We start from the raw sequence: 23,110 nt of genomic DNA, 5'->3' as shown, positions 1-23,110 counted from the left end.
AGCCGTCCCGAGCCTACGGGGAAGCCATTACCCAGCAGTGACACAAATGTTTCGAGCATGTTACGGCTTGCCCTCAATGCGCCCGAGGAGACGGTCGTAAACTCGTCTGGTGCCCAACTCGACCGTCTCGTCATCGCCCAACGGGGCGCCCCCTAGCAACTGGCCGGGGGAGCGGATGGGCTTTCCGCGAACGGGCGTCGGGTCGGTCGCTCGAAGCGGTCGACGACTCGTGGCGATCCTCATCGACTTCGCCGCCTGCTATGTCGTCTACTTCGCCTTTTTCTTCGGCAACGACTGGGCGAGCCTGGTCATCTTCGCCGTCGAGCAGATCGTTCTGCTCACCACGCTGGGCAGCGGGCTGGGACACTTCATTCTCGGCATACGCATCGTCAAGGTCGACGGAAGCTACGCCGGGGTATGGCGTCCGATTCTGCGCACGGCGCTGCTACTGCTTCTCATCCCCGCGCTCATCTGGGATTCGGACCAGCGAGGACTGCACGACGTCTTCGCCGGCACGGTTCTCGTCATGCGCCGCTGACTCGGGTCAACGACCTCGCTGGGGGCGAACCTTGAACGGGTCGACGCCCTTCGGGATCGGCATGCCCGTCGATCCCAGGGAGGTGAGTCGGTTGCTCACGGCCATGACCTCGGCCTTGTTGAGCGCGGGCTTGACCTTGGCCATGCGGCTGGCGACCTTGTGCAGGGGAAGCGCGTCGGGGTCGTGGGAATCGACGTACAGGAACGTGACCGGCACGTTGGGGAGCACGCGCAGCACCTTGCGACGCTCTTCTTCGAGCATTCGCGTCGTGCGGGTCTTGGACCCCTCGCTGATGAGCACGACGCCGCCCCGACCGACCGCGCGGTAGACCGCATCTTGGGTCTTGCCGTTCACGGCCACCGGCATCTCGCTGCCGCGCCAGCTGCGCTTGAGACTGGAGCGGAGGACGGCGCCAACCGCGCCTGGCTGGCCTGCGATCTGACCGTAGGCAGCGCGTTCGGCTCGACGGCCGAGAATGATGAGAGCGACGAGGAAGCCCGCGAGAACACCGGCCACGATCCACATGGCCATGGCGAAGCCGTTGCCGTCCGACAGGAGGAGGGCGACGATCAGGCCGGCGGCGACGGGGAGCAGGAAGCCGAGAGCCATGATCCAGACGACGTTCTTGTCGTAGCGACGGGTCATCGTGAAGACCTGCCACATCTGCTTGATGCGGCCCGGCTCTTTGGGGGGCTTGGGGGTGGATTGCTCAGTCTTGCGTGCCATGCGTCAAGGATACCGAGTCGGCTTGGATCGTGCGGACACGTTCGCTCATGGCAGCGGCACCGCTCCTCCACAGACGCCGCCCGTGGTCGATCATGCACAGATCGTTCACCCGACCGAGCGGTCTGGCCCATGCGAACGGCACTGTCGAGAGATGAGATACGGCCGCAATCTTCCGACAGCCCCGCCGCCGGGCGCCGAGCGGGCCGAGCGCGAGCGGCTGCCGCCGGGGGAGCTGCGCGGATCGCGGCTCGACGACGTGGCGGGACACAGGGTCATGAGACGGTTCGCCGTCGGTTCGAGGGCCACTCTCCTTCTTGCGCGTCCGTCTTCGCCGAGCGCCGAGCCGCACCCTCGCGCACGGCTCGTCAAGGTCTTTCACGCCGAGACGTCCGCGAGCAGCATCGACGTCGAACTCGCGGCGTTGAGTGCACCGGTGAACACTCACGTCGTGCGGCTCATCGACGTCGCGACGGTCGGATGGGGCGAGCCGCCCTGCCTCGTGCTCGAAAGGCTGCCCGGCCCCGCGCTGTCTGCATACCTCGACGACCAGCAGAGGCTGACAGCGGGGCAGGCGGTGACGATTCTCGCACCCCTGTGCGCGGCGGTGCAGGCGCTGCACGAGGCCGGCGTCACGCACGGCGCCGTCCACCTTCGCCGGATCGTCTTCGATCAGCGCGGCGCGCCGGTACTGACGGGATTCGGTCGCGGCGCGCTTCTCAGCCCGCCGCTCGCGCAGGGGGCGATCTCCGGGTCGCGCGCGCGGCCTCGCACCGGGGAGCCGGCGGAGTCGCCTGAGTCGGTCTGGCGTTCCGCGGTCCTCGAGGACCATCGGGGCCTGCTCTCCGTCATCGAGGGCGTGCTCGCCCACGTCGACCCGGGCGAGCTGCGAGGCTTCGACATCGCGACCTCGGCAGCCGAGGTCGGCATCGGCCCGAGCGCGGACTTCCTTGCACGGGTCGAAGGGCGGCTCTTCGCCATGGCGTCGCCGAACGCCATCAGTCTGCAGAGCCACGCACCGGTCGGCGCACCGACCCACTCTCCTGCGCGCGAGCCGGCCGAGCAACTCTCGTTCGTACCGGCGGCCCGGCCGACCCGGCCGTCTCAGCCGACACAGCCGACCGAAACGACCGAGACGACGGAGTACGACTGGCAGGAGTCGATCGCCGTTCCGTCGCCCACGCCAGCGGAGAACAGGCTGGTAGCCGCCCTCCGCATCCTCGGTGCACCGTCCTCGGTGCTCGAGATCGTCTCCCGCATCGTCGATGCGGCGGCGCAGCGGTCGAACCGCATCGCTCCTGTGGCCTCGGCGGCTGCCGCCGACACCGGTGACGAGCGAGGGCGCCCGGCCCGACGGCTGGGTCGCCGACCGCTCCTCGTCGGTGCCTTCTGTGCGGTGGTCGCAGCGACAGTGCTGCTTCTCGCGCTTCCGGTGCCGCGAGACCAGGCCCAGGCGGGAGTCGATGTTGTGGCGTCGAGCGAGGCGTCCGAGGTACCTGGTCCGACAGACGAGCCGCAGAGCGAGGCGATGCGCGACGATGCGACCCTCGCACAGACAGACGACCCCGCCGCCGCTCTGCGCGCGTTGTCAGAAGCCAGCGATGGGTGTGCCGCCGCCGCCGAGCAGGAGGCCTGCCTGACGGCCGTCTTCCAACCCGACTATCTGGCGTCTGATGTCGATGCCGCCGGCCCGCTCGTGATCGACGCCTCGGAGGCGATCGTGACCGGGGCGTGGGGCGGCTCAGCACTCGTCGCCGCCCGGTTAAACGACCAACCGGCCTCCTTCCTTCTGATGAAGGAGGAGGCCGGCTGGAGGGTTCGTGACGTATTCGTCAGCGATCAGTAACCGAGGTTGCCCTCGAACGCGCCCTCTTCGAGGCGGTTCTTCACGGCGACGAGGAAGCGTGCCGCGTCTGCGCCGTCGACGATGCGGTGATCGTAGCTCAGCGCCAAGTAGACGGTCGAACGAATGGCGATGGCCTCGCCCTCGTCGGTCTTGATGACGAGCGGCTTGCGCGAGACGATGCCCGTGCCGAGGATCGCAACCTGCGGAAGGAAGACGACGGGCGTGTCGAAGAGCGCTCCGCGCGAACCGGTGTTGGTCAGCGTGAACGTGCCGCCGGCAAGCTCGTCGGGCTTGAGCTTGTTGTCGCGGGTCCTGGTGGCCAGGTCGGCGATCTCGCGAGCGAAACCGGCCAGGTCGAGTTCGCCGGCGTTCTTGACAACGGGCGTCAGCAGTCCACGCTCGGTGTCGACGGCGATGCTCACGTTCTCGTGGTCGGGGTAGACGATGCTGTCGCCATCGACCGTGGCGTTGATGATCGGGTACGCCTTCAGCGCCTCGGTCGCCGCGAGGGCGAAGAACGGGAGGAAGCTGAGCTTGTTGCCCGTCTTCTCCTGGAACGTGGCCTTGACCTTGTCTCGCAGAGCGGCCACGCGGGTCACGTCGACCTCGACCACGCTGGTGAGCTGGGCGGTGGACTGCATGGACTCGACCGCACGCTGCGCGACGACCTTGCGGAGGCGCGACATCGGCTGCGTGGTTCCACGGAGGTCGGAAACCGGCAGCGTCGTGGAGACGGCCTTCGGTGCCTCTGACGTGGCTGCAGCGGGGGCGGACTTGGCCGCCTCGGCCGCGGCGAGCACGTCTTCCTTGCGGATGCGGCCACCGACGCCGCTGCCGGTGAGCGTCGACAGGTCGATGCCGTTGTCGCCGGCGAGCTTGCGGACGAGCGGAGTGACGTAACCGGCGTTGGCGGCACGCGACGAGTCGTCGGACGATGCGGCGGGCGCGGCTGCGGTAGGCGCAGGTGCAGCGGCAGCAGGAGCCGGGGCAGCCGCGGGAGCCGGTGCAGGTGCAGCAGGAGCGGGCGCAGCTGAGGGAGCCGGGGCAGCAGGTGCAGGTGCAGCAGCTGCAGGAGCGGGCGTCGCGGCCGGAGCAGCAGGGGCCGCCTCTGGCTCGGGCGCCGGAGCGGGGGCCTCGGCTTCGGTCTCCGCCTCGGTCGACGGTTCCTCGGCGGGGATCTCCTCAGGCGCCTCGGGAGCAGGCGCGGCCTCAGGTTCGGCAGCAGCCTCGGGCTCGGCCGGAGCAGCGGACGAACCCGCCGAGCTTCCGTCTCCGATGCGCACGAGAGCTGTACCGACCTCGACGGTCTCGTCCTCCTGGACCAGGATCTCCTCGATCACACCGGCTACGGGTGACGGGATCTCGGTGTCCACCTTGTCCGTTGACACTTCGAGCAGGGGTTCGTCGACCTCGACGCGGTCTCCCACACTCTTGAGCCAGCGGGTTACCGTTCCCTCTGTGACACTCTCACCGAGTGCTGGAAGGTTGACGGATTCGCTCATTAGCTTGTCTCCTTTAGAAACCGATCGTGGTTTTTAGCTTACTTGTATTGAGTCTGTGCGGAACGCGGGGTGATCAGAGCGCGTGCAGGGGCTTGCCTGCGAGGGCGAGGTGTGCCTCGCCGAGTGCCTCGTTCTGAGTCGGGTGGGCGTGCACCAGCTGAGCGACGTCCTCCGGGTAGGCCTCCCAGTTGACGATGAGCTGTGCCTCGCCGATCAGTTCTCCGACTCGGGCGCCGATCATGTGGATTCCCACCACAGGACCGTCGGCCACGCGTACGACCTTGACCGACCCGGTGGTACCGATGATGTGGCTCTTGCCGTTGCCGCCGAGGCTGTAGTCGTACGAGGTGACCCGCTCCTGCCCGTACTGGGCGATCGCCCGCGCCTCGGTGAGCCCGACGGACGCGACCTCCGGGTCGGAATAGGTGACCTTGGGGATGTTGACGTCGTCGACGACCTGCGGCGCGAGCCCTGCGATCTCCTCGGCCACGAAGATGCCGTGCTGGAATCCGCGGTGCGCGAGCTGCAGACCGGGAACGATGTCTCCGACGGCGAAGAGGCCGGGGATGTTCGTCTCGAGGCGCTCGTTGGTGATGACGAATCCGCGGTCGATCTCGACGCCGACCTCTTCGAATCCGAGGTTCTGCGTCGACGGTCCGCGTCCGACGGCGACGAGGAGAAGCTCCGCCTCGATTCGTCGGCCGTCTTCGAGCGTGACGACGACACCGTCGTCGTCCTGTTCGACGGACTGGAACCGGGTGCCGAGCGAGAACTCGATGCCACGCTTGCGGAAGGCGCGCTCGAACTGCTTGCTGATCGATTCCTCCTCGTTGGGCACGAGGTGGGGCAGTGCTTCGATGATCGTGACATCGGAGCCGAACGACTTCCACACGCTGGCGAATTCGACGCCGATGACGCCGCCGCCGAGGATGGCCACCTTCTTCGGAACGAAGTCGAGTTCGAGTGCCTGTTCGCTGGTGATGACGCGCCCCCCGATCTCGAGGCCGGGAAGGGAGCGGGCGTAGGAACCGGTCGCGAGCACGACGTTCTTGCCGGTGACGACATCGTCGCCGACACGCACCTGGGTGGGGGAGACCAGACGGCCCTCGCCCCGGATGACCGTGATCTTGCGCGCCTTGATGAGCCCTTCAAGACCCTTGAACTTGCTCGAGACGATGCTCTCGCGGTAAGCGGTGACGCCGTTCATGTCGACCCCGTCGAACGAGGCCTGGATGCCGTACTTGGCCGCGCCCCGAGCGGCGTCGGCCACCTCGGCGGAATGAAGGAGGGCTTTCGTGGGGATACAGCCGCGATGCAGGCAGGTTCCGCCCAGTTTGTCCTTCTCGATCAGCCCAACGGTGAGGCCGAGAAGACTGGCTCGGAGTGCGGCCGCGTAGCCACCGCTTCCGCCGCCGAGGACGACCAGGTCGAAATTCTGTTCAGACACTCGCGGTGACTCCCTCTGAAGCTGCATCTCTGCCCGCACTCCGCAGGATGGGCGGAACGGACGGTGGCGACGTGTTTTTTCGCCTTGTCGAGCCTACTACGGTCATCTCACTCGGACCGCACGGGTGCCGGTGCCGCCGCCAGGGCGAGCAGCGTGCGCACCGTCACTCCGGTGGGCCCCTTGCCGGTGTAGCCGTAGAGGGCGTCCTTGTTCGTTCCCGCTCCCGCGATGTCGAGGTGCACCCACGGAATGCGTCCGGATCCGTCGGCCGCCTCTCCGATGAAGTCGTTCAGGAAGGCGGCGGCGATCAGCATGCCGCCGGCCGTGTTGCCCGGCTTGATGTTCGCGATGTCGGCGATGTCCGAGTTGAGCATCGACCGGAACTCCTCGCCGATGGGCATGTGCCAGAAGAGTTCTCCCGCGTTCGACGCGGCTCCGAGAACCTCTGCCACGAGCGGCGAGGTGCCCAGGGCACCCACGTAGCGGTTGCCGAGCGCGACGCTCGCCGCTCCGGTGAGAGTGGCCACGTCGATGATGGCGTCGGGCGACTCCTCGCTCGCGGCGACGAGGCCGTCGGCGAGAACGAGGCGACCTTCGGCGTCAGTGTTGAGCACCTCCACCGTCTTGCCGCCGCGGATGCGGAGGACATCCCCGGGCCGGATCGCCGTGGCCGACGGCAGGTTCTCGGCGAGGCAGAGCCAGGCGGTCACCTTCGTCGGCACCGCGAGGCGCGCGGCGGCGAGAACGACCGACAGCACGGTGGCCGCACCGGCCATGTCGTACTTCATTCCGATCATCGAGGCGGCGGGCTTCAGCGAGAGTCCGCCCGAGTCGAATGTGATCCCCTTGCCGACGAGGGCGATGTGCCTCGCGTTCTCGACATCGGCGGGGGAGTAGACGACCTTCACGAGCCGGGGCGGTCGCGACGATCCCTGGCCCACTCCGAGGATGCCGCCGAAGCCGTCGGCCGCCAGCTGCGTCTCGTCCCAGGTTGTGACCTCGACGCCCGGCAGGTCGGCGAGTTCGGATGCGCGTGCGGCGAACGATTCCGGGTACAGGTCGAGCGGCGATTCGTTCACGAGGTCGCGAACCAGGTGCACCGCGCGGCCCACCTCGGTCGCATACGAGAGCGCCTCGGGCGAGACGGCGACCGATGTCACGAGCGTGAACGACTCGGCCGGGCGGGTGCGCGGGCTGCCTCCTTCACTGCGGTACTCCACGTACTCATAGGCGCCGAGCAGGCAGCCCTCGAGAACCGCCTGCGCCTGCGCCTCGTCTGCGACGGGCAGGGCGAACGCGACCGACCCGACCCCGAGCATCCGGCGCGCGACCGAGCCTGCGGCGTAGCGCAGGTCGTCGGCGCTCGGGTCGGCGGAGGCGAGTCCGACGAGAGCGATCGAGCGGGCCTCGATGCCGGCCGGCGCCGCCAGGCGAACGAGGTCGTCCTTCGACCCTGTGACGCCGAGCACGGCGAGGTCGGAGAACGCCGGATCCGACCCGAGCAACGACTCGGCCGCTCCGACGAGCGCGGGCCCGTCGCCGGTGCGGGTCACCCCGAGCACGAGTACGTCGACGGCGACGTCGGCGGGGTTCGAGGAGGAGGTGGCAAGAGAGGCGAGAGTCATGCTTCAACCCTAGGCCGGGCGTTGTTCGCTCTCGGCATGCCGAGTCGGCGGGGCTCCGACTCCTGCCGCGATTAGAGTTGAATCCATGACGGATTCGAGCGAGCTCTACGAGATCACCGGCGAGCTCGGCAACATTCCCGAGGGACTCGACCTGGTGATGTCGCTCACCGGTTTCACCGACGCGGGCGGTGCCAGCGCGCAGATCGGCGACTACATCCTCGACAACCTGAGCAATCGCGTGATCGCCGAGTTCGACACCGACTCGCTGCTCGACTACCGCGCGCGCCGTCCCATCATCTACTTCGACCAGGACCACCTGAGCGACTACCAGCCCCCGGCGCTGCGTCTCTACCTGGTGCAAGACGAGCTCAACCAGCCCTTCCTCTTTTTGAACGGCTTCGAGCCCGACTTCCGATGGGAGGCCTTCTCCAAGGCCGTCATCGACCTGATCGGCCGGCTCAAGATCAAGACCACGACGTCGGTGCATGCCATCCCCATGCCCGTTCCGCACACCAGGCCCATCCGGGTCACGGTGAGCGGCAACCGCATCGAGCTCATCGACGCCCTCTCGGTGTGGAAGCCGCACACCCAGGTGCCGGCCAATGCGATGCACCTCGTGGAGTTCCGTCTGCAGGAGTTGTCGCATCCGGTCGCCGGCTTCGCGCTGCTCGTTCCCCACTACCTCGCCGATACCGAATTCCCGCTGGCGGCGCTGTCGAGCCTCGAGAGCATCAGCGCGGCCACCGGCCTCATCTTCCCCACAGACAAGCTCCGTGAAGAGGGTCGGGTCTTCCTGTCGAAGATCGACGAGCAGGTCGGAACCAATGTCGACCTCGAGAAGCTCGTGGGCACGCTCGAGGAGCGTCACGACGCCTACATGCAGGGCACTCCGCTCAAGTCGCCCCTCACCGATGAAGACGGCGAGCTGCCCTCGGCCGACGAGATCGCCGAGGAGCTCGAGAAGTTCCTGGCCATCCGGCGCGCGGGCGACGACGATGCAGGGCCCTCGCTCGGCCTCTGACGAATCCGGCGTCGGTCGTCGCCGTACGATTGAGTACGTGAATTCTCGACGCGCCTGGCTTGTCTTCGGTGTCGGCGTCTTCGCCTACATGATCTCGGTCATGCAGCGCACGACGCTCGGCGTCGCCGGAGTCGACGCGGCGGAGAGATTCGATTCGTCGGCCGCGCTGCTCTCGACGCTCGCCGTCGTGCAGCTCATCGTCTACGCCGGTCTTCAGATCCCGGTCGGCATCCTCATCGACCGCGTGGGGCCGAAGTGGCTGATCACCGTCGGCTGCGCCTTCATGGTCGTCGGACAGCTCGTGCTGTCGATCGCGCCCGACATCCCCACGGCCGTGCTGGGCCGCATCTTCGTGGGCGCCGGCGACGCCGCCGTGTTCATCTCCGTGATGCGGCTCGTCAACTCCTGGTTCTCGGGCCGGATCGTTCCCCAGTTGAGCCAATGGGTCGGCAACATCGGCCAACTCGGGCAGGTGCTCTCGGCGCTGCCCTTCGCCTGGATCCTGCACGGATTCGGGTGGACGCCCGCCTTCTCGGTTGCGGCGGCGGCGTCGTTCTGCGCCCTCGTGCTCTCGGCCGCCTTCCTCAAGAACCGCCCGCCGGGAGCGCCCGGCGACGGGCGCGTCGCCAGCATGGGCGAGGCGATCCGGATGCTGGCGCCCACCTTGCGCAGGCCCGGAACGCAATTGGGGTTCTGGTCGCATTTCGTCAGCCAGTCCTCGGGAACGGTGTTCACCATCTTCTGGGGCTTCCCATTCCTGGTCTCGGCAGTGGGACTCGACCGTCCCGCGGCCGCGGCGTTTCTCGTCGTCATCGTGGTGTCGGGCATGATCGCCGGCCCGATCCTCGGCATCCTGAGCGCCCGGTTCCCCCTTCGGCGATCGAACCTCGTGCTCGGCATCACCGCGTCTCTCGGGCTCGTCTGGGCAGCCGTTCTCCTCTGGCCGGGCATTCCGCCGATCTGGCTGATCGCGGTCCTCACCATCACCCTGGGAATCGGAGGGCCGGGCTCGCTCATCGGATTCGACTTCGCACGCTCGTTCAATCCGGCTCGATCGCTCGGCTCGGCCAACGGGGTCGTGAACGTGGGCGGGTTCATGGCGAGCTTCGTCATGCTGTTCCTCATCGGGCTCATCCTCGATGTGCAGTTCGACTCGGGCCTCAGCACCACCCTCTACTCGATGGATGCCTTCAGGCTGGCGTTCGCGGTGCAGTATCTCGTGGTCGGCACCGGTGTGTACTTCCTGCTCCGTGCTCGTCGCCACACGAGACGGCGACTCCAGGAGGACGAGGGAATATCCGTGGCCCCCTTGTGGGTTGCACTTGCAGGGAAGTGGTCACGTCGACGCCGCTAGTCGGCAGGCCTCGTCTTCATTCCGTGCAATAATTGAGAATCGAGACCCGTTCTTGTGCAGGGTGTCCGGTCAACCGGGCGCAACGAAAAACCCGCACTTGACATGGGTCTTAGTAATGTCAGAAAACAACTCCAGCCTCCAATTGGCATCGACTCGCGAAGTCGAATCCACCCGGTGAGACCGGCGTGAAAGGTGATCGTATGGCCACCCGCAAATCAACCACAACACTCGAACCCGCCGCAGACGAGCCTGCCGCTGTCGCGGCCAAGCCCGTGACGAAGGCCGCAGCCGCGAAGGCTGCTGCCGCTGCAAAGGCGCCCGCCGGCAAGACCGCCGCCGCGAAGGCGCCCACCAAGGCTGCCGCGGCGAAGACCGCTGCCGCCGCCAAGAAGGCAAAGGCCGCCGCAGAAGCAGACGGCCCCGGATCCGATGACGACGATGCCGATGGTGCCGTGGTCGTCGAGGTCGTCGTCGACGAAGACGAGACCACGACCGACGACGAGTCCGACGACAGCGCCCCCAAGGCTGCTGCCGAGATCGTTCTGCCCGCCGGCGCCCTCGTCATCTCCGACGCCGACGACGACAGCGATGTGCCGGTCTACTCGACGGCCATCACCGGTGCCACCGCCGACCCTGTCAAGGACTACCTGAAGCAGATCGGAAAGGTCGCGCTCCTGAACGCGGCCGAAGAGGTCGAACTGGCGATGCGCATCGAGGCCGGTCTCTTCGCCGAAGACACCATGTCGACGATGAGCGAGGCCGAGAAGAAGTCGGCCTACGGCCGCGAGCTGCAGTGGGTCGCCCGCGACGGCGCCCGGGCCAAGAGCCACCTGCTCGGCGCCAACCTGCGACTCGTCGTGAGCCTCGCCAAGCGCTACACGGGCCGTGGAATGCAGTTCCTCGACCTGATCCAGGAAGGAAACCTGGGCCTTATCCGTGCCGTCGAGAAGTTCGACTACACGAAGGGCTTCAAGTTCTCCACCTACGCCACATGGTGGATCCGCCAGGCGATCACCCGCGCGATGGCCGACCAGGCCCGCACCATCCGCATACCGGTGCACATGGTCGAGGTCATCAACAAGCTCGCCCGCGTTCAGCGCCAGATGCTTCAGGATCTCGGTCGCGAACCGACGCCCGAGGAACTGTCGCGCGAGCTCGACATGACGCCCGAGAAGGTCGTCGAGGTTCAGAAGTACGGCCGCGAGCCGATCTCCCTGCACACCCCGCTGGGCGAAGACGGCGACAGCGAGTTCGGTGACCTCATCGAAGACACCGAGGCCGTCGTTCCTGCCGACGCCGTGGGCTTCACGATGCTGCAGAAGCAGCTCGAGTCGCTTCTCGACTCGCTCTCCGAGCGCGAGGCCGGAGTGATCCGCATGCGCTTCGGTCTGGGCGACGGGATGCCCAAGACGCTCGACCAGATCGGTGACACCTTCGGCGTCACCCGTGAGCGCATCCGCCAGATCGAGTCGAAGACGATGGCGAAGCTCCGCCACCCGTCGCGGTCGCAGTCACTGCGCGACTACCTCGAGTAGGCCGCGGATGCGTTATATCGCGCCCGTCCTCGTCGGTCGCGCCGTCCGGGCTGTCACCCGGGCGCGCGGCGGAGGGTCGGCGCTGCCCGGATACGTCGTCAACAAGATGGCGCCGGGGTTCATCAAGAATGTCGTCGCGCAGTTCGAATACGGCATCGTGTTCGTTCTCGGCTCCAACGGAAAATCGACGACGACCCATATGCTCACCGAGGTCCTCAGGGCCCACGGCCTGACGGTCTTCACCAACCCGTCCGGTGCGAACCTGCCCCAGGGCATCTCGTCGGCCCTGCTCTCCGAGGTCGGCGTGACGGGAAAGCTCAAGGCCGACATCGGCATCCTCGAGGTCGACGAAGCATTCGCGCTCGAGCTCTCGAAGACGCTGCTGCCGTCGACGATCCTGATGCTCAACGTGCAGGTCGACCAGTTGTACCGGTTCTTCGAGACCGAGGTCGTGGCCGACATGATGCTCGACACCGCTGCCGTCGCCACCTCGCACGTGATCAGCAATCGAGACGACGCCTACCTCTCGAAGATCGGTGAGATCCTCGAGGCCAAGGGCGCTCGGGTTCCCGACGTCACCTACTTCGGGGCATCCCCGAAGCTGGTGGCGAGCTCGGCGCACGGGCTCTTCAACGCGGCGAACCATCGGGAGAAGGCGTCCGGCGCGACACTCGATGCACTCGCCGAGCTCGAATCCTGGGACAGCACGGGTGCACGCATCCGCGTCGATGGCACCCTCGCCGAGGTCGCTCTGCCCGCCAAGGGCCTGCATTACGGAGTCGACGCCGCAGCGGCCCTCGCCACCGCGGCGAAGGTGCTGGGCGCCGACTTCGACCTCGCGAAGGCATCGGCCGCGTTCTCGGCCATGACGCCCGCCTACGGTCGCGGTGAACTGCTCGACTTCGGTGACGAGAAGGTCGAGTTCGTGATGTTCAAGAACGCCGCGAGCCTTCAGCTCAACCTCGACGCGCTTCCCGCAGCGCCGGAACAGGTGATGGTCGCCATCGACGAAGGAACCCCCGACGTATCCTGGCTCTACGACATCGACTTCGCCCAGCTCGACCACGTCGATGTACTGACCGGGGCGAAGGCCTGGCAGTTCGCGTTGCGTCTCGAGCACGAGGGAATCCCCGTGGGCACGATCGAGCCCGATCTCAAGAAGGCGATCGAGTTGATGCGTGCGCTGCCCGCACCCCAGACGGGTCACAAGACCTGGGTGGTCAACTACGAGCAGATGATGCTCGCGCGAAAGATCATCGGCTACGGCGACATGGAGGTCTCATTTTGAGCTCGTCATCCGGAATCTCTGTCTCGATTCTCGAGCTGTACCCCGACGAACTCGAGGCGAGCGGCGAGCGGGGCAACGTGACCGCCCTCAAGACACGGCTCGAGSGAGCCGGTCACCGCGTCGACGTCGTGCAGCACACCGTGGGCAAGCGCCTGTCGAAAGACCCGGACATCGTCGTCATCGGCAACGGGCCGGTCTCGGCCGTGCGCACGGTGCATGACGACCTCCTCGACAACGCGGTGGCCCTGCGCTCTCTCGCTGACGACGGCGTTCCGTTCTTCGCCGTGGGCGCCGGCGCCGAACTGCTCGGCACGGGTATCACGCTCGCCGACGGCACGGTTCTCGAAGGGGTGGGCATCTTCCCCTTCTCCGCCCGCAGGGGAGTTCCCCGGCAGGTGGGCTACATCGTCGTGGAGACGGCGCAGGGCACCGTCGTCGGGTTCGAAGACAACGCGTCGGAGTGGAACCTCGAGACCGGCGCCGTGCCGCTCGGGGCCGTCACCTCGGGCGGGGGCAACGGCAACGGCCGGGAGGGTGTGCTCGCCGGCGCATCCGTGGCCACGCAGACGAAGGGTCCGATCCTTCCGCTCAACCCCTCGCTCAGCGATGCCGTCATCCGAGCGGCCCTCGAGCGCCGAGACGAGGCGTACGCGCCATCCGCCGCCCACGCCGAACTGGATCGGCTTGCGGCGAAGTCCCGTGAAGTGATCGTGGCGAACGTCAAGAGCGTCTTCACCACGATCTAGTGATGTCCGGGCCCCACGAGTTGCATCCGGCACCGCCTCGCAGAGCTGTCATCAGCCTCGAGACGGTGCGCAGCAACACGCGCCTCCTGCTCGACCAGCCGTCCTCCGGGCGGGTCGTGGCCGATCTGCGGGGCGACGCCTATGGACACGGTGCAGCCGCCGTGGCCACTGCGCTCGATGACCTGCAGCTGGACGCGTTCCTCGTCTCGAACGAGACCGACGCGCAGGCCGTCGACGCACTCGCCCTCTCGACGCCGTCGATCCTCCGGTCGCGGCTCGTGCCCGACTCGACGACACTCCTCGGGCCGCAGCTGTTCGGTCTCGACTCCGCCGAACTCAGGGATCCTCGAGCCCGCGGGCTGCTTCCGGCTCTCACCCTCTCGGCCCGCGTTCTGTCGGTCAAGACGGTCGGCGCGGGCGAGGGCGTGTCGTACGGCTACGTCTATCGCACCCCCCGCGCGACCACGCTGGCAATGGTGTGCCTCGGCTACAGCGACGGCATAGACCGACACGCCTGCGACGGAGGACGCGCCTGGTTCGCCGGCAGCACCCACCCCATCGCAGGACGCGTGGCCATGGATGTCTTTATGCTCGACGTCGACGACTCGCCCGTGTCACCCGGCGACGAGGTGGTGCTCTTCGGCGACGAGCAGCACGGCTACCCGTCGCCCGTCGCCTGGGCGGGCGCCCTCGGCAAGACCGGCGCCGAGGTCACGGCCTCGCTCGGCGACAGGATCGTACGGAGCTATCGATGACCGATGTCACCAGAGAGATCGTCGTCGATCTCGACGCGCTGCGTCACAACATCGACATGCTGTCGGCGAGGGTCGCACCGGCGGAGGTCATGGTCGTCGTCAAGAACGACGCCTACGGGCACGGACTCCTCGACGTCGCCACGACGTCGGTCCAGGCCGGCGTCACGTGGATCGGCGCCCTCGATGTGCCCACGGCCCTCACGCTTCGACGGGGCGGAATCACTCCGCCCACACGGATCTTCGCCTGGCTGATCGACCCGGAGGAGGACCTCGCGCCCGCGATCGCGGCGGGCATCGATCTGGGTATCTCCACGGTGCCGCAGCTCGAGACCGCCGCCGCATCGACCGACGCGGCCGCGGCGCGCATCCACCTCAAGATCGATACGGGCCTGCACCGCAATGGCGCCACGGCCGAGGACTGGCCCCGGCTGGTGGAGCGAGCGCGGGAGCTCGAGCAGCGAGGTGTCGTCGAGATCGTCGCCATCTGGACCCACATAGCCGAAGCCAGCGACGACGAGGACACGCAGTCGATCCGTCGCTTCGAGGCGGCGGTCGATGCGGCACGCGGGCTCGGAGTGCGGGCGCCCGTTCGTCATCTGGCGGCCAGTGCAGCCGCGTACGCGCGTTCCGACGCGCGCTTCGACCTCGTGCGCCTCGGTGCCTTCGTCTACGGCCTGCCGCCCGGTGACGGGCCGAGCGCGGAGGACATGGGCCTGCGTCAGGCGATGACCCTGCGCGCCCGCGTCACCACAGTCGAGAGTGCTCCGGATGGCCGCCGCCGGGCGTCGATCGACCTCGGTTACGCCGACGGCATCTCGACGTTCGCCCCCGGCCGCATCGACGTGGCGATCCACGGTCGACGCCGGCCCCTGATCTCGCCACTCGAGGTCGACCGTGCGTGGATCGGCCTCGACGGCGACACGGACGTGTCGGTCGGAGATGTCGTAACGCTCTGGGGAGATGGCAGCGCGGGGGAGCCGACCCTGCAGCAGTGGGGAGACGCCACCTCGACGATGTCCGAGGAGCTCGTGGTGCGGCTCAGCCCGAGCATTCCCCGTCGCATCGTCTGACGCGCCGCACCCGGCACTGCGCCCGGCTGACCGGGCACGTCATCAGGTGTCGATGCGCTCTCGGGACATTCCTTCGGATCCGGCGATGATGAACTCCTTGCGAGGGGCGACGTCGTCGCCCATCAGCAGGTCGAAGGTGCGCTCCGCCCTCTCGGCGTCGCTGACGCCGACCCGACGCAGCGTGCGATGCCGTTTGTCCATCGTCGTCGTCGCCAGCTGGTCGGCATCCATCTCGCCGAGGCCTTTGTAGCGCTGGATCGGATCCTGATAGCGCTTCTTGGCCTTGTCGAGCTGCGTGAGCAGCGTGTGCAGCTCCGCCTCGGAGTAGGTGTAGATGGTCTCGTTGGGCTTCGTGCCCGGATTCATGACGACGACCCGATGCAGCGGGGGCACGGCGGCGTAGACCCGGCCGTCTTCGACGAGAGGCCTCATGTAGCGGAAGAACAGCGTGAGGAGCAGCGTGCGGATGTGCGCGCCGTCGACGTCGGCGTCGCTCATCAGGATGATCTTGCCGTAGCGCGCGGTCGACAGGTCGAACGACCGGCCGGAGCCGGCGCCGATGACCTGGATGATCGACGCGCACTCCGCGTTGCCGAGCATGTCGGCGACGGAGGCTTTCTGCACGTTGAGGATCTTGCCCCGGATGGGCAGGAGGGCCTGGAACTCGCTGTTGCGGGCGAGCTTCGCCGTTCCGAGTGCCGAGTCTCCCTCGACGATCATCAGCTCGCTCAGGGCGACGTCGTTGGAGCGGCAGTCGACCAGCTTGGCAGGAAGCGACGACGATTCGAGAGCGTTCTTGCGGCGCTGGGTCTCTTTGTGCGCCCGCGCGGAGATGCGGGACTTCATCTCGGCGACGACCTTGTCGAGCACCAGGGCGGTCTGCGCCTTGTCGTCGCGCTTCGTCGACTCGAACCTCTCCTTGAGGCCCTTCGTCACGACCTGCGAGACGATGTTGCGCACGGCCGGTGTTCCGAGGATCTCCTTGGTCTGGCCCTCGAACTGCGGTTCGGGAAGGCGCACCGTGAGCACCGCCGTGAGTCCCGCGAGCACGTCGTCTTTCTCGAGCTTGTCGTTGCCCGCCTTCAGCCGTCGGGCGTTCGCCTCGACGGTCTGGCGCAGGAACTTGAGCAGGCCCGCCTCGAAGCCGGCCTGGTGGGTGCCGCCCTTCGGGGTCGAGATGATGTTCACGAAGCTCCGAAAAGTGGTCTCATAGCCCGTTCCCCAGCGCAGCGCCAGGTCGACCTCGCACTCCCTGCTGAGCTCGGTGGGAACCATGGCGCCCTGCGGAGAGAGCACGGGCACGGTCTCGGTGAACGACCCCGTTCCCTGCAGACGCCACGTCTCCGTGACACCGGAATCGGTCGCGAGGTGCTCGACGAACTCCGCGATGCCCCCGTCGAAACGAAACGCGTCGCGACGAGTCTCCTCTCCCCGCTCGTCGGTGATGCCGATCGAGAGACCGGGAACGAGGAATGCGGTCTGGCGGGCCCGGTCGAAGAGCTCCTCCGTCTGAAAGCGTGCCGTGGTGCTGAAGATCTGCCTGTCGGCCCAGTACCGGATGCGGGTGCCGGTCACGCCCCGCTTGACCTTGCCGACCACCCGGAGTTCGCTGCCGTTCTCGAACGGCGTGAACGGCGCATCCGGTGTCGGTGCGGAACCGGAGTCGTCGAAGACGCCCGGCTCGCCGCGGTGGAACGACATGGCGTAGGTCTTGCCGTCGCGGTCGACCTCGACGTCGAGGCGCTCCGACAGGGCGTTGACGACAGAGGCTCCCACGCCGTGCAGACCACCGGATGCCGCATACGACCCGGAACCGAACTTTCCGCCGGCGTGAAGCTTGGTGAAGACGACCTCGACACCCGACAGCCCGGTCTTCGGTTCGATGTCGACGGGGATGCCTCGAGCCCGGTCCCGGACCTCGACACTGGAGTCGGCGTGCAGCTGGATCTCGATCTCGGAACCGTGGCCGCCGAGCGCCTCATCGACCGAGTTGTCGATGATCTCCCACACGCAGTGCATGAGTCCGCGCGAGTCGGTCGATCCGATGTACATGCCCGGACGTTTGCGGACAGCCTCGAGTCCCTCGAGTACCGACAGGTGCCGTGCGGAATAGTCGGCCGATGCCACGTGTTCTCCCAAGTAAGCGTCAGGCCTACGGATCGGGCCCAACGCTCAACTGTAGTTACCCGAGAGGGTGCGCCCGCCCATCGACACGAATGCGCCGATCCGACATACGCGCAGAGCGAAACACGAGCGAAAGACGCACCCGCGAAACATCCACGTGATTTGATGACTAGACCGGTTGTCGACCAGCGAGGCGTGAGGAGCATCACATGCACACAACAGCAACGGAGAACGGCATCATCACCGAAGAGACCACCTACCAGCTGACCGGCGCCGATCGCTGCGACAGCTGCGGCGCCCAGGCGTACGTCCGAGTCGAGATGGAGTCGGGCAGCGAGCTCTTCTTCTGCTCGCACCACGGCAAGAAGTTCCACGACAAGCTTTCGCCGCTCGCGAAGAGCTGGCTCGACGAGTCGGCGCGTCTGCTCGAGAAGTAGTACTCGACAGGGCGACACCCCCCTGACGACGAAGAGAGGCCGTTCCCCGATGGGGAACGGCCTCTCTCTATGTCTGTGGACCCTGCGGCATCCTCGATGCGATCGAGGAGCCGATCGAGCCGACGATGGCCTCGAGCGGAAGTCCGGAGGCGTCGCGTCGGGATCCGCCGTCGGGCAGCTGCCGCACCGTTCCGTCGGTTCCCACGGCGAGAGCCGGCTTCGGTCCCACCCAGGCGTGCAGCATGATGTCCTCGCCCTTCAGGAACCGCTGCGCGCGCACGCCGCCCGTGGCCCGTCCCTTGGCGGGGAACTCCGAGAAGTCCGAGACCTTGCCGCTGCCCGCATCCGTGCCCGGCAGCACCGACGTGCTGCCGGCGATGGTGGCCACGGTCGCGTCGTCACTTGGCGAGACAGCACCGAAGAAGATGCAGCGCGCGCCGGCGCCGAGCTTGATTCCGGCCATTCCGCCCGCGGTACGGCCCTGCGGTCGCACGGAGTTCACCGAGAACCGCAGCAACTGCGCATCGGAGGCGACGAAGACGAATTCACTCTCCTCCTCGGGCTGCGCGACGCCCACGAGCTGGTCGCCCGGCTTGAGGGCGATGATCTCGAAGTCGGGCTTGTTGGCGTAGTCCTGGGGGATCAGGCGCTTCACGACACCGCTGATCGTGCCCAGGGCGATGGGCAGAGCCGAGTCGAGCGACACCAGGCCCACGATGCGTTCCTTCTTGGTGTCGAGGCCGAGGTACTCCGCGATCCGCACACCGGCCGCCAGTTGCACGGAGTTGACGGGCACGACCGGCAGGTCGAGCACGGGCATCCGGATGAGCCGGCCGAGGGTGGTCATGGCGCCCACCTCGCTGCGCGTCGTCGTGGTCACGAGCGACAGCACGGCGTCGTGACGCGCTCGGCGGGCCGCGGCGCCCGGAAGCGGTGCGGCATCCACACCATCGGGATAGTCGATGCGGATGGCCCTGCCGGTGGTGCTGAGCACGATCACACAGGCGGTGTCGGCGAGCTCGAGAACGACGGGCTGCGCCCGGCGCGAGGCCGGGGCGTCTCCCGGCCGCGCCTCGGTGAGCACGGTGCGACGGGGGGTGCCGAGCGCCTCTGCGACGGCGTCGAGTTCCGTCGACACGGCCCGGCGGATGAGCGCGGGGGAGCCGAGGAGCTCCGTGAGCTGTTCGATCTCACGGCGCAGCGAGTCGCGCTCGGCCTCGAGCTCGATGCGTGAGAACTTGGTGAGTCGCCGCAGGCGCAGCTCGAGGATGTAGTCGGCCTGGAGCACGCTCAGTTCGAACACGTCGATCAGCCGCACGCGGGCCGCCTCGGTGTCATCACTCGCGCGGATGACCTGGATGACCTCGTCGATGTCGAGGATCGCGATGAGCAGACCCTCGACGAGGTGCAGGCGCTCGGTGCGACGGGCGAGGCGGAACCGGGTGCGCCGGGTGATCACGTCGATGCGGTGATCGATGTAGACCTGCAGCAGGTCACGCAGCCCCAGGGTCTGCGGCTCGCCCTTCACGAGGGCGACGTTGTTGATGTTGAACGACTCCTCGAGAGGGGTGTACCGGTAGAGCTGCTCGAGCACGGCGTCGGGGCTGAACCCGGTCTTGATGCCGATGACCAGGCGCAGGCCGTGGGTGCGGTCGGTCAGGTCGGTGACGTCGGAGATGCCGGCCAGCTTCTTGCTGGTGACGCCGTCTTTGATCTTCGAGATCACTTTCTCGGTGCCCACGAGGTAGGGCAGCTCCGTGACCACAAGCCCCACCTTGCGCGCCGTGAGGTTCTCGATGCTCACGCGAGCCCGGGTCTTGAAGCTTCCACGCCCGGTCGTGTAGGCGTCACGGATGCCGGCGAGGCCCACGATGGTTCCTCCGCCGGGAAGGTCGGGGCCCGGGATGAACGACATCAGGTCGTCGATGGATGCGTCGGGATTCTCGATCAGGTATCGCGCCCCCGCGACGACCTCCACCAGGTTGTGCGGCGCCATGTTCGTCGCCATGCCCACGGCGATGCCCGCGGCACCGTTGACGAGCAGATTTGGGAAAGCGGCGGGAAGCACATCGGGCTGAGTCAGCTGATTGTCGTAGTTCGGCACGAAGTCCACGACGTCTTCGTCGAGACCATCGGTCATGGCGAGCGCCGCGGCCGCAAGCCGCGCCTCTGTATAGCGAGGCGCTGCAGGGCCGTCGTCGGGAGAGCCGAAGTTGCCGTGCCCGTCGATCAGGGGAACGCGGAGAGTCCACGACTGCGCCATGCGAACGAGGGCGTCGTAGATGGCGGTGTCGCCGTGGGGGTGCAGCTTTCCCATGACCTCGCCCACGACCCGGGCGCTCTTCACGTGGCCGCGATCCGGCCGGAGCCCCATGTCGCTCATCTGATAGAGGATGCGGCGCTGCACGGGCTTGAGTCCGTCGCGGGCGTCGGGCAGCGCGCGCGAGTAGATGACCGAGTACGCGTACTCGAGGAAGGAGTCCTGCATCTCGGTGGAGACGTCGACGTCGAGGATCTTCTCGGGGGTCTCGGGCGAGGCGTCCGGTGTCTGTGGGGTCATTCCTGAATGGGGCTTTCGTCAAGAGAAAGGCGGCGCACCGATGAGACATCGGAGGACGTTCGGGTCGTGATCGGGACGACTCGTGCGGCAGTCACCTGTGCCAGACTTGGCCCGATGCCCCCCATGCTACCGGCGACCCGATCCGACGAGCCCCGTCTGTCAGACGTGTTGCCCAGTTGCCTCGCGGCGGTCCGCGGCGAAGAGAATCGCCTGGGCCTCCCGGCCGTGTCGAAGGCGGTGGTCGTCCTGGTCGACGGCCTCGGGGCATCCGCCCTGCGCCAGCGCACCGGTCACGCCCGCTTCCTCTCGTCGCGATTCACAAAGAAGGCCACGATCGTCAGCGGGTTCCCCACGACCACCGCTGCGTCACTCGCGTCACTCACCACCGGTGCATCTCCCGGTGAGCACGGGCTCGTCGGATACTCCGCCCTCGTGCCGGCCACGGACAAGGTCGCCAACCAGCTCACCGGGTGGGGCCCTGACATGGAGCCGTCTGTGTGGCAGAGGGGGACCACGGTGTTCGAGAGGGCCGCGGAGTCGTCGATCGACGCGGTGGCGATCGGTCCACGGCGGTATGAATCGTCGGGCTTCACTCACGCCGTGCTGCGCGGGGCCCGCTACGTTCCGGGCGACTCGATCGCCGACCGGTTCGACGCGGCCCGCTCGATTCTCGACGCACCCGGACCCTCCATCTCCTACGTCTATGTTCCCGAGCTCGACATGACGGCCCACGCCGAGGGGTGGCAGTCGGATCGCTGGACGCACCTTCTCGAGGAGCTCGACTCGGCCGTTCAGTCCTTCGTGCGCACGCTGCGCGCGGGGGAGGGAGTGCTGCTCACGGCCGACCACGGTGTGATCGACGTGCCCTCGACCTCCCACGTGCTCTTCGGCGACGACAAGACCCAGATGCGCGGGGTCACCCATGTCGCCGGCGAGCCACGGTGTCTCCAGCTGCATCTCGATCGCACCTTGCCGACCGACGCGCGTCAGGCGGTTCTGGATGCGTGGCGCGCGACCGAGGGCGACCGCGCGTGGGTGCTCACCCGAGACGAAGCGATCGAGGCCGGCTGGTTCGGCGAGGTCGACGACGAGGTCCGTCCGCGCATCGGCGATATCATCGTCGCCGCGTCGAAGAACATCGCCTACTACGACGGCCGAAAGCTCAACGACTCGGCACGCCGCATGGTCGGCCAGCACGGATCATGGAACTCCGATGAGCTGATCGTGCCCCTGCTGAGACTCGGTGGATTCGAGCGCTGAGCCAGCACTCGGCCCGCCGGTCAGGCGAGGTCGTCGTCTGTTCGCGCTCCGAACACGATCTCGTCCCAGCTCGGCATCGCCGCGCGACTGCGACGAGGAGGCTTCGGCTGCGAGGCCGTCGGAGGCGGCGTGTCGGACTCAGGCGTGTCGAGCCCCTCGAGCGTGGAGTCGGTTCGAGCGGCCGAGGCCCAGATCGACGAGGTGAGGGTGGGTCGGCCTTCGTTCTGCTGCGGCTTCTTCTCCTCATCGCGATCGGTCGGCGACGACCCCCGTGAAGCGGATGCGCTGTCGTCGAAGTCGTCGACGAACACGGCGGCCTCGCGCTCGCCTCTGCGTCGCCGGAGCGCCTCGAGCAGGTCGGCCGTCTGGTTGAGGTTCTCTGCCGGCCGCTCCTCCGCACGGGAGATGGCCGCGCTCGTCGCGGCGGCCGAGGACTCGCCGGACGCCGAGCTGCGCCCGTAGGGAATCACCTCGGGGTTGGGAGCCGTGTCATTGGTCACGGTGGCGGGCGGAGCGTCGATCGGAGCCTCTGCCTCGACGCGGGGCGCGACGACGCGCAGCCGGGGGATGAGTCCCTCGGTGATCTCGCCGTTCTGCGACAGCGTGACGGCCTCTGTGTTGAGCGGCGTCAGGGCGTGGCGCTTCGGGTCGTACTGCCAGCGGGCGTCGTGGTCGATCTCGTTCGCGGTGAACGACAGCTTGACGATCCATCCGGACTCGTCCTTCCAGCTGGCCCACCGTTCATCCGATGCTCCCAGGCCTTCGAGACGCTCCTGGATGGCCTCACCGAAGGTGGACGTCGGCTCCTCGCCGAGAGGATCGAGCGCGGAGTCGACCTGCACGGCCACCTTGAGCGCGGAATTGACGACGTAGGCGCGTTCTGCGAGGACCGGGCCCTCGAACCTCTCGACATAGTCGAGGTCGGCGCCTGTGAGTCGGCTCACCTCTTCGGCGGACAGTCCGGACCTGATGTGGCCCTGGATTTCGCGCGGTGAGATGCGCTTGCCGCTCGACGAGGGCGTCAGGGTCTGCCTGATTCGGCTCTGAAGCACGTCGTCGATGGCGATGCGATAACGCTCGCCGGCATCGGATGCAACGAGGAGGGCGCCGTCTTCGACGCCGATTACTGTCAATTCCTGCATGGTGAAGGGGCCTCCAGCGGTCACTGTTGCTACGACCATGCCACGACCCTGACCCGAATACGGGGAATGTAATGGGCGTGCCGCGAGTTGATGGCGTCGATGAGCAGGACGGGCAAGAATCCGAATTGCTATTCCGG

At 67.4% G+C, this 23,110-nt stretch carries 18 protein-coding genes; 11 read left to right on the top strand and 7 right to left on the bottom strand.

Translation table 11 applies throughout. The features are described from left to right. Positions 1 to 109 precede the first annotated feature (109 nt). Positions 110 to 538, top strand: a complete 429-nt coding sequence (locus ASF51_RS10500) for an RDD family protein (protein WP_055929012.1) — start codon at positions 110 to 112, stop codon at positions 536 to 538. A gap of 6 nt (positions 539 to 544) precedes the next feature. Here ASF51_RS10500 and ASF51_RS10495 read toward each other — a convergent pair whose 3' ends face one another. Continuing rightward, positions 545 to 1,264, bottom strand: a complete 720-nt coding sequence (locus tag ASF51_RS10495; RefSeq protein WP_055929010.1) for a DUF4191 domain-containing protein — start codon at positions 1,262 to 1,264, stop codon at positions 545 to 547. Positions 1,265 to 1,415: 151 nt separating this feature from the next. On the opposite strand from ASF51_RS10495, the gene ASF51_RS10490 reads away from it, so the two are divergent. Beyond that, positions 1,416 to 3,107, top strand: coding sequence for a protein kinase (locus ASF51_RS10490; protein WP_055929006.1), 1,692 nt, complete (start codon positions 1,416 to 1,418; stop codon positions 3,105 to 3,107). Here the strand turns inward: ASF51_RS10490 and sucB are convergent. The 3 genes from sucB to ASF51_RS10475 form a co-directional block, all read right to left on the bottom strand. Next, positions 3,101 to 4,609: a 2-oxoglutarate dehydrogenase, E2 component, dihydrolipoamide succinyltransferase gene (gene sucB / locus ASF51_RS10485; RefSeq protein ID WP_055929002.1), complete on the bottom strand. Its 1,509-nt coding sequence runs from the start codon at positions 4,607 to 4,609 to the stop codon at positions 3,101 to 3,103. The two genes, ASF51_RS10490 and sucB, sit on opposite strands and share 7 nt — an antisense overlap. Positions 4,610 to 4,682: 73 nt before the next feature. Continuing rightward, the gene (gene lpdA, locus ASF51_RS10480; protein WP_055928999.1) at positions 4,683 to 6,056 is read right to left on the bottom strand and encodes a dihydrolipoyl dehydrogenase; all 1,374 of its coding nucleotides are present in this window, start codon (positions 6,054 to 6,056) and stop codon (positions 4,683 to 4,685) included. Positions 6,057 to 6,163: 107 nt separating this feature from the next. Beyond that, positions 6,164 to 7,681, bottom strand: coding sequence for a leucyl aminopeptidase (locus ASF51_RS10475; RefSeq protein ID WP_055928996.1), 1,518 nt, complete (start codon positions 7,679 to 7,681; stop codon positions 6,164 to 6,166). Between the two features lie 85 nt (positions 7,682 to 7,766). Between ASF51_RS10475 and ASF51_RS10470 the strand changes: the two genes are divergently transcribed. The 7 genes from ASF51_RS10470 (at position 7,767) to alr (ending at position 15,450) form a co-directional block, all read left to right on the top strand. Continuing rightward, complete coding sequence (locus ASF51_RS10470; protein ID WP_055928993.1) at positions 7,767 to 8,702, top strand: proteasome assembly chaperone family protein; 936 nt, start codon at positions 7,767 to 7,769, stop codon at positions 8,700 to 8,702. Between the two features lie 37 nt (positions 8,703 to 8,739). Next, positions 8,740 to 10,056 carry a nitrate/nitrite transporter gene (locus ASF51_RS10465; RefSeq protein ID WP_055930726.1) on the top strand — a complete coding sequence of 439 codons (1,317 nt, stop codon included), beginning with the start codon at positions 8,740 to 8,742 and terminating at the stop codon, positions 10,054 to 10,056. A 200-nt stretch (positions 10,057 to 10,256) separates the two neighbouring features. After that, positions 10,257 to 11,591 carry an RNA polymerase sigma factor gene (locus ASF51_RS10460; RefSeq protein ID WP_055928990.1) on the top strand — a complete coding sequence of 445 codons (1,335 nt, stop codon included), beginning with the start codon at positions 10,257 to 10,259 and terminating at the stop codon, positions 11,589 to 11,591. Between the two features lie 7 nt (positions 11,592 to 11,598). Beyond that, a complete protein-coding gene (locus tag ASF51_RS10455) occupies positions 11,599 to 12,879 on the top strand; it encodes a MurT ligase domain-containing protein (protein WP_055928987.1) in 1,281 nt (426 codons plus the stop codon). Then, positions 12,876 to 13,625: a type 1 glutamine amidotransferase gene (locus tag ASF51_RS10450; protein ID WP_055928984.1), complete on the top strand. Its 750-nt coding sequence runs from the start codon at positions 12,876 to 12,878 to the stop codon at positions 13,623 to 13,625. The genes ASF51_RS10455 and ASF51_RS10450 overlap by 4 nt, the downstream gene beginning before the upstream one ends. Positions 13,626 to 13,627: 2 nt before the next feature. After that, positions 13,628 to 14,380: an alanine racemase C-terminal domain-containing protein gene (locus tag ASF51_RS10445; RefSeq protein ID WP_055928981.1), complete on the top strand. Its 753-nt coding sequence runs from the start codon at positions 13,628 to 13,630 to the stop codon at positions 14,378 to 14,380. Beyond that, entirely contained in the window at positions 14,377 to 15,450 is a 1,074-nt protein-coding gene (alr, locus tag ASF51_RS10440) for an alanine racemase (protein WP_055928977.1), read from the top strand. Before ASF51_RS10445 ends, alr begins: the two co-directional genes overlap by 4 nt. Positions 15,451 to 15,492: 42 nt before the next feature. On the opposite strand, the gene ASF51_RS10435 is transcribed toward alr, so the two are convergent. After that, entirely contained in the window at positions 15,493 to 17,577 is a 2,085-nt protein-coding gene (locus ASF51_RS10435; protein WP_055928974.1) for a type IIA DNA topoisomerase subunit B, read from the bottom strand. 206 nt (positions 17,578 to 17,783) lie between these two features. On the opposite strand from ASF51_RS10435, the gene ASF51_RS10430 reads away from it, so the two are divergent. Continuing rightward, positions 17,784 to 18,011: a hypothetical protein gene (locus ASF51_RS10430; protein WP_055928973.1), complete on the top strand. Its 228-nt coding sequence runs from the start codon at positions 17,784 to 17,786 to the stop codon at positions 18,009 to 18,011. A gap of 67 nt (positions 18,012 to 18,078) precedes the next feature. Here the strand turns inward: ASF51_RS10430 and ASF51_RS10425 are convergent, their stop codons facing one another. Continuing rightward, a complete protein-coding gene (locus ASF51_RS10425) occupies positions 18,079 to 20,571 on the bottom strand; it encodes a DNA topoisomerase (ATP-hydrolyzing) subunit A (RefSeq protein ID WP_055928970.1) in 2,493 nt (830 codons plus the stop codon). A gap of 114 nt (positions 20,572 to 20,685) precedes the next feature. Here ASF51_RS10425 and ASF51_RS10420 point away from each other — a divergent pair, with 114 nt between their 5' ends. After that, positions 20,686 to 21,831 (top strand): alkaline phosphatase family protein, encoded by a 1,146-nt coding sequence (locus tag ASF51_RS10420; protein WP_055928968.1) that lies wholly within the window; start codon positions 20,686 to 20,688, stop codon positions 21,829 to 21,831. Positions 21,832 to 21,851: 20 nt separating this feature from the next. On the opposite strand, the gene sepH is transcribed toward ASF51_RS10420, so the two are convergent. Continuing rightward, positions 21,852 to 23,012 carry a septation protein SepH gene (gene sepH, locus ASF51_RS10415; protein ID WP_235497210.1) on the bottom strand — a complete coding sequence of 387 codons (1,161 nt, stop codon included), beginning with the start codon at positions 23,010 to 23,012 and terminating at the stop codon, positions 21,852 to 21,854. Positions 23,013 to 23,110: the final 98 nt, after the last annotated feature.

This window comes from Agreia sp. Leaf283, from assembly GCF_001422485.1.
GTDB lineage: Bacteria > Actinomycetota > Actinomycetes > Actinomycetales > Microbacteriaceae > Agreia.
The sequence above is the reverse complement of the archived record's forward strand: the minus strand, read 5'-3'. Positions and strand labels throughout refer to the sequence as shown.

What these genes read in the sequence shown, in the direction of transcription:
- sepH (WP_235497210.1), bottom strand. Translation starts at nt 23,012, where the DNA reads ATGGTCGTAGCAACAGTGACCGCTGGAGGCCCCTTCACCATGCAGGAA.
- ASF51_RS10455 (WP_055928987.1), top strand. Translation starts at nt 11,599, where the DNA reads ATGCGTTATATCGCGCCCGTCCTCGTCGGTCGCGCCGTCCGGGCTGTC.
- sucB (WP_055929002.1), bottom strand. Translation starts at nt 4,609, where the DNA reads ATGAGCGAATCCGTCAACCTTCCAGCACTCGGTGAGAGTGTCACAGAG.
- ASF51_RS10445 (WP_055928981.1), top strand. Translation starts at nt 13,628, where the DNA reads ATGTCCGGGCCCCACGAGTTGCATCCGGCACCGCCTCGCAGAGCTGTC.
- ASF51_RS10490 (WP_055929006.1), top strand. Translation starts at nt 1,416, where the DNA reads ATGAGATACGGCCGCAATCTTCCGACAGCCCCGCCGCCGGGCGCCGAG.
- ASF51_RS10430 (WP_055928973.1), top strand. Translation starts at nt 17,784, where the DNA reads ATGCACACAACAGCAACGGAGAACGGCATCATCACCGAAGAGACCACC.
- ASF51_RS10470 (WP_055928993.1), top strand. Translation starts at nt 7,767, where the DNA reads ATGACGGATTCGAGCGAGCTCTACGAGATCACCGGCGAGCTCGGCAAC.
- ASF51_RS10475 (WP_055928996.1), bottom strand. Translation starts at nt 7,681, where the DNA reads ATGACTCTCGCCTCTCTTGCCACCTCCTCCTCGAACCCCGCCGACGTC.
- alr (WP_055928977.1), top strand. Translation starts at nt 14,377, where the DNA reads ATGACCGATGTCACCAGAGAGATCGTCGTCGATCTCGACGCGCTGCGT.
- ASF51_RS10420 (WP_055928968.1), top strand. Translation starts at nt 20,686, where the DNA reads ATGCCCCCCATGCTACCGGCGACCCGATCCGACGAGCCCCGTCTGTCA.
- ASF51_RS10495 (WP_055929010.1), bottom strand. Translation starts at nt 1,264, where the DNA reads ATGGCACGCAAGACTGAGCAATCCACCCCCAAGCCCCCCAAAGAGCCG.
- ASF51_RS10460 (WP_055928990.1), top strand. Translation starts at nt 10,257, where the DNA reads ATGGCCACCCGCAAATCAACCACAACACTCGAACCCGCCGCAGACGAG.
- ASF51_RS10425 (WP_055928970.1), bottom strand. Translation starts at nt 20,571, where the DNA reads ATGACCCCACAGACACCGGACGCCTCGCCCGAGACCCCCGAGAAGATC.